This window comes from Bacillus cereus group sp. BfR-BA-01524 (genome assembly GCF_022662595.1).
GTDB lineage: Bacteria > Bacillota > Bacilli > Bacillales > Bacillaceae_G > Bacillus_A > Bacillus_A thuringiensis_S.
The window spans coordinates 1-5,236 of sequence record NZ_JAKUDW010000172.1; the positions used below are offsets into that span (position 1 = coordinate 1).

The window sequence follows — 5,236 nt, forward strand, 5'->3', positions numbered from 1 at the left end:
TCTGGGGTCCCGTCCTACACTTTTTATTCCACGGTTCACTTGACCACGAGCCTCTACACCCTCAAACTCCCAAAGATAACCCCAGCGGGCAAAAACCGCCCTTCTGGGGCCACCTCTGGTGAGTTTGCATGAGGGTGCCCCTCATGGTCAAGTGACTTTCGCGGCATAAACGTTACGGACTCAGTAATAAACCCTCCTCTAATTATTCTCCCATGTATTCCTATTACAAAATCTCTCATATCTAAATTAATATATTGTATAATATAGTTAAATCAGATTTTATGTGGTACCACATAAAATCAAGTACATATTCTCCCCTGTGGGGAGCCCGGTTTATCGCCTTAACGGCTTTAAACCGGGAAGATCAAGAGCATCTGACGAATCATCTTGCCGTCCTGCGTCCTGCAAGATTCAAGCAGGGCAAAATCCCCCTGCCTTGGCATGGAAAAGCTAACGCTTTTTCATGCCTGCGGTCAGACGCATTCATTTTTGCTTCTCGCTGCGCTTGAACCAAAAACAAGCTCGGCAAGCCGAGTGAATGGTCTTCAGGCGGATTTTGCCCTGCGGGACTTCCTGGCCAGAACGCTTCGCATCTGTCCAGATTCTTTTTCTAAATCAGCTTTCGCTTCTTAGAAAAAGACAAATAAAATCGCCTTCCGGCATTTTTATTTGTTTAATCAAAATGTCATGCTTCGCATCACATTTTGAATGAAATTAAATAAACATTTTTAAACAAATGTTTATTTAATACAAAAAAACAAACCATGTGACCATATGTACATTTACACATGGTCACATAGCAAAGACACATAGCTTCGCTATGTCTTCCCCAATAATTTAATACACAAATATAGCAAAGACAGGAGACATCCCTATGGCCGCGCCACGAAAACATATAAGAATTCTAAAAACAAAAGAGATCGAAGGCATGGATATGCTTTGGAAAACTGGAACAGCTACCAGAGAACAAATGGAAAGAGAATATAACATCAAAGGAGATCGTCTAAAAAAACTTTGTCATAGCGGCTATTTAGAAGAGCGAACAGGCAAGATTGTTTTAGGAGAAATAGGAATAGAAAAGTTTAAAAAAGAAGGTAAAGAATATCAATATAAAACCGGTATAAATAACGCCAAACATGATATTCGTCTCTCTGAAAAATACATCTCTCTACCAAAAGAAACAAGAGAAACATGGAAAACAGAAAAACAGTTGCATTTAGAAGCCCAGAAAGACCCCAGATACGACGATTTTAAAAAAAGAATAGTAGAGTCCCATCCGCAAGGGAAATTCCAACCAACGCCCGATGGAGCCGTCTATAGCGAAATTCATGGCGGTTATATTGCCATAGAAGTGACAACACGTAACTACAAAGAGATTGATATCCAACAAAAACAAGAATTTGCGAAAACATTTTTGTCCGGATATGAACAACTATAGGAGGGAAAAACGTGGCAACACAACCAACATTTATCATTCCACATACTTTTTATACAGTACATGAAATTATGAATAATACTGATGCACCTTATATATTAAACTTACATGACATTCAGGAAGATCTACATAAGAGAAAATTAAGTGATGAATTACATTTATTCATCATGAAGCATTATCATAATCTATTTACATTTATGCTCCATCATCAGCCCTACATGTTAAAATCACAATTCTTGGACCTATTTGGCTACCAAAAAGGAAAAAAAAATAAGTCTAGAACACTTGGTTACGCAAAATTAAAAGAGTTAGAAGATAAACTGTTAATTGGTTCTAAATCCTTTTATGGTGCGGAATATATTTATTTATCTTATCGAGCTTACTATTATTTTGGCCAAGAAAAAAAGGTACTACCAATTGCACCAGGAGAAAATGTACTCTTCCGTCACTTTACCCGTATGGAAGACTATCTAGAATTAAATAAACAATATACAGATCCAATATTATTAACCGCATTACTTTGCTCTCACGAGCATTATTATTTATTACATACAGAACCCTTTTTCCCACTTCACCCAATACAAGAAAAAGATACACATTACTTTGGAGAATACTTCCCAAACAATAAAATACCTAAAAATCTTGATATGAAATTTGTAACAGACTTTCTCATAAAGACAAAACAAGAAAATAGGGGATTGTGGTTAATCAATGAAGAGACACCTGAAACTCAACTTCATGTACTCATTACATTTATCGATGAACTCTTTAAAATCCTTACTACACGTTGTTCTCTTAAATTACTTATTAATGATCAAAAAGAATCCTTACGAATCGTAGCAAATATTATCCCAATACCGGGAACATCTTATATCACAATTAATAACTTAATCTCTGATATCTATCATATTGAATTTTTATTAAAAATTTGCTTCCCAACAGTTATAACAAGCTTTACTTTTATTCTGATGAATCAAGATCATGAACGTGAATTAAACAATGTTATTAGTAGAATTACTAAACTTAGAAAAAATAAAAAGAACTTACAACCTTGGCAATCTATGATTGATCCAAAAAACATCAAAATCCGAAATACAAATCTATTTAGACGTTTAAATTTCAACGATTCCTACGAATCTCAAAGAGAAAAACCACTTCCACAGCAATCACTTACTTATCGTAAGTGATTTTTGGTCTTCTCCCTACTTTTGAGGTAGAGGCTGGCCGGGGTGTGGGGAGACCCCACATATTGCGTATCTAAAAATAGAGTAAGAACTAATTAGGGAACGTTAGATCAAGCGGTTTGGCTCGTATAATGAATAGCTCAAGCCGATATGCCTAAATCCCACTTTTGAGTTTATCGGCTTGGCGATGAAAGCAAACGAGCCAAAAAAAGTTTGGCAAGGATGTTAGAAAAAAGAAAAGTCTTTGACTTTAGCCGAGGATTGACGAGGCGACTTTTTTCTAACAAAGGTGGAGATTTTTAAGATGGGTTTCCTTAAAAATACTACCTGTTCCTTGCGGAACTTTTAGCCATTTCTATATAGAGTAAGAAGGGACAAACATAAGAAAGTAGAAAAAACCCATTAATATCAAGGGTTTCAAGATTTTTCGTACTTACCGTTTTTGGTAAGTAAACTTACCAAAAACGGTAAGTACGAAATGAATAAAAAAAATCTACTAATTAAAGTAGATTTAAAATAATTTAATAGGTAAATTTTTAAGTTGTTTTGGTACTTTTCTAAACATTGTTTTAAGTGTTGGATTAACGTCATCTCTATTACCAGAAAACATTATATGAGGATTTATAAATAAAGCGTATGCTCTAACATTATTATTATCAATACCACTTTCTGAACGAGCTATAATACCTTTATCTATTAATTTTCTAATCAATGGACTAACTTTTGTTTCATGTCTTCCAATTTTTTTAGCTAATTCCCGCTGAGTTAATGGGATTTGCTCTTTAGAATTAATATCACTAACCAAGCAATTACTTAAAAAACCTACACACATTGAGATATCTAATAAAAATACTTTTTCAGCATTTGTTAAATAATCAATTTCAAATAAATATTGAATGTTTTGTTGAATAATTTGAACAAACTTTGCTTTATTTTTTATTTTACGTTCAGGAACTAATTTCATTCCTTTTGCACTAGCTTTTGCTTGAAGTATATTTACTAATTGCATTTCTTCCTCTGACAATATCTTTGAGTTTTCAATATCTCGTAATCTTGCTTTTTTTTCAGCTTGTTCTAAATTAAAATACTCTTTCATAAAATAAACCCCTTTAAAAACTCACATAACATCAAATTACATTTTTATACTGATTCTACATTAAATTAATAAATGAAGAATATTCTTATACTACTATTTATTGAAATTTCAAAGGTTTGTTTAATATATTTTACTTAAAAATAATACATGCTTTTTATAAAATTTTAACTATATATATAGAGTGAGATAAGGAAAATATAAAAAACCAGTAATATCAAGGGTTTAAAGTGTTCGGGGTGTTAAAAAAAATTAACACCTGTGTTAAAAAAAATTAACACCTATTTTTTGGAAAGATCAGCAAAAAAAAAAAGTGCAATAGTTAAATTACACTTTTTCAAAATAAATATATTGGTAATTTATGTTTCTTTTTACTTCCTTCACATTGAATATTTCTTAATGATTTTGCAAATATTTGTTGTGTAGCTCTATCAATATCATCTTTTGGTGCATTACATAATATATTAGGATTAACAAACCAAGTACGGGACGAACAAGATCTTCCATCTTCAGTTGTTACCCCAGATTCCGCAACTCCTAAAATTCCTTTAACTAATAAATCATTCATAATTTTAGAGATAGACGTTCTTGTTTTCCCTAATTTTTTTGCTAAATAACTTGGAGAAGCCGCATATGGCTTAATTTCATCATCATTTTTTTCAATAATAACATTTGATTTAAATTCCAAGAACCGTGAAAGCTCAAATAAAAAAGCTTTCTCTGGTTGAGTTAAATAGCCAATCTCACACAAATAATCAATATTCTCTGTAATCATTTGCACGAACTTCACCCCATCAGTTCGTTTTTTCTTTTTGCCAATAAAATAATCATCGCCTGTTGTACTATGTAAAATCTGTAATAACAATTGTTGTTGTTCAGTTGATAAACCTATATTAGCTTGTTCTAAAAAATCCTCAACCTTATTTTCATTTAACCTTGCTTTTTGTTCTGAACTATCAATATTTACAATTTTACTCATTTTTTCCTCTCCTTAATGGTTGAGGAAAACAAACTCTAATGATAAAATATCATTAAACAAAATTAATAATTAAGAGTTTGATTTCTCAACCTCTATCACCTTAAGCAAAAACCCTTTCTGTCGCCAAACTTCGAGGGTTTTTTTGCTATTTTTTATTCTATCATAAACTTATAAGAACTTATATGTTATCCACTTTTATAAATATATTTATAAAATAAGTATTATCAAAAACTACAGTTTTTGATAATACTTACAATAAAACTCATTAAGTTTTAAAACAGCAGTAATAACTTCATCTGGATCACTTTTATCAATCATCTGTGTAATCGATAAATAATATAACTTATTATTTAAACGTTTTTTTTTCACTGTTTCAATTAATCCTCTAAGTTCATTTAATAATATATTTTGTTTGATAATATACTCACAATCTAAAATTAAGTTTATAAACTTTTGATCATGATTCATTGTTTCTCCAATCAAATTTACTTATTTTAACCAGCTAACACTAACTTTATTTATCCAATATTGTACTCCTCCACCTT

The 5,236-nt window shown here is 31.6% G+C and carries 5 protein-coding genes; 2 read left to right on the forward strand and 3 right to left on the reverse strand.

Annotation, left to right across the window (positions count from 1 at the left end; genetic code table 11):
- The first annotated feature begins 874 nt into the window (after window positions 1-874).
- Together MR170_RS29520 and MR170_RS29525 are read left to right on the forward strand one after the other, a co-directional pair.
- On the forward strand, window positions 875-1,438 hold the full coding sequence (locus MR170_RS29520) for a hypothetical protein (protein WP_242310455.1): 564 nt from the start codon (window positions 875-877) through the stop codon (window positions 1,436-1,438).
- An 11-nt stretch (window positions 1,439-1,449) separates the two neighbouring features.
- Window positions 1,450-2,622: a hypothetical protein gene (locus tag MR170_RS29525; protein WP_242310456.1), complete on the forward strand. Its 1,173-nt coding sequence runs from the start codon at window positions 1,450-1,452 to the stop codon at window positions 2,620-2,622.
- Between the two features lie 508 nt (window positions 2,623-3,130).
- Here MR170_RS29525 and MR170_RS29530 read toward each other — a convergent pair.
- The 3 genes from MR170_RS29530 to MR170_RS29540 form a co-directional block, all read right to left on the reverse strand.
- On the reverse strand, window positions 3,131-3,715 hold the full coding sequence (locus MR170_RS29530) for a MarR family transcriptional regulator (protein WP_152127823.1): 585 nt from the start codon (window positions 3,713-3,715) through the stop codon (window positions 3,131-3,133).
- A gap of 334 nt (window positions 3,716-4,049) precedes the next feature.
- Window positions 4,050-4,691, reverse strand: coding sequence for a MarR family transcriptional regulator (locus MR170_RS29535; RefSeq protein ID WP_012263697.1), 642 nt, complete (start codon window positions 4,689-4,691; stop codon window positions 4,050-4,052).
- A gap of 231 nt (window positions 4,692-4,922) precedes the next feature.
- Window positions 4,923-5,159, reverse strand: coding sequence for a hypothetical protein (locus tag MR170_RS29540; RefSeq protein WP_242310457.1), 237 nt, complete (start codon window positions 5,157-5,159; stop codon window positions 4,923-4,925).
- Window positions 5,160-5,236 lie beyond the last annotated feature (77 nt).